1 protein-coding gene is annotated in these 675 nt (G+C 66.8%); it reads left to right on the top strand.

Features of this window, described 5'->3' with window-relative positions; translation table 11 throughout:
* On the top strand, positions 1-675 hold a 675-nt coding region (locus ACLD7X_RS17665), incomplete at both ends, for a calcium-binding protein (RefSeq protein ID WP_411424998.1).

A 675-nucleotide genomic window follows, 5' to 3' on the forward strand; every position in this document is an offset into this window, starting at 1 on the left:
CTATGGCAATGATCGCTGGAATGCCGGCGGCGGCAGCGACCTGCTGATCGTCAACTACGCCGATGCGACCAGCGCCGTGATCCTCGGCACCACGACCAACACCGCGACCTCGGGTGCGCTGCTGAACGACACCGTCAATGGCGGCTGGCGCGGCAACCTGCATATCGATGGCAACCGCTCCACCGACTTCACCGGCGTCGAGCATTTCATCATCACCACCGGCGCCTCGAACGACACCATCGGGACCGGTGACGGCGATGACAGCATCGCCACCGGCAACGGCGCCGACAGCATCGCGAGCGGACTCGGCGCCGACACGATCGATGGTGGCGCGGGCAATGACCGCTGGGTCGGCAGCACGGTGGAAGGCGGCGACGCGGCGCGTTCGCTCGACCTGAACAATGCCACCGATTGGCAGGATCTCGGCGAGGACCTTGTTCGCTCCGTGGAAGGCGCCAACTTCACCTGGACCGGCAGCGGCGCGCGCGACATCACCACCTCCACCACGGTCGCCTATCACGACGCCATCACCACCGGCGCGGGCAACGACACCTTCCGCGGCGGCTATGGCAATGATCGCTGGAATGCCGGCGGCGGCAGCGACCTGCTGATCGTCAACTACGCCGATGCGACCAGCGCCGTGATCCTCGGCACCACGACCAACACCGCGACCTC

This window comes from Aphanothece microscopica RSMan92, assembly GCF_046613545.2.
Classification (GTDB): domain Bacteria; phylum Cyanobacteriota; class Cyanobacteriia; order PCC-6307; family Cyanobiaceae; genus NIES-981.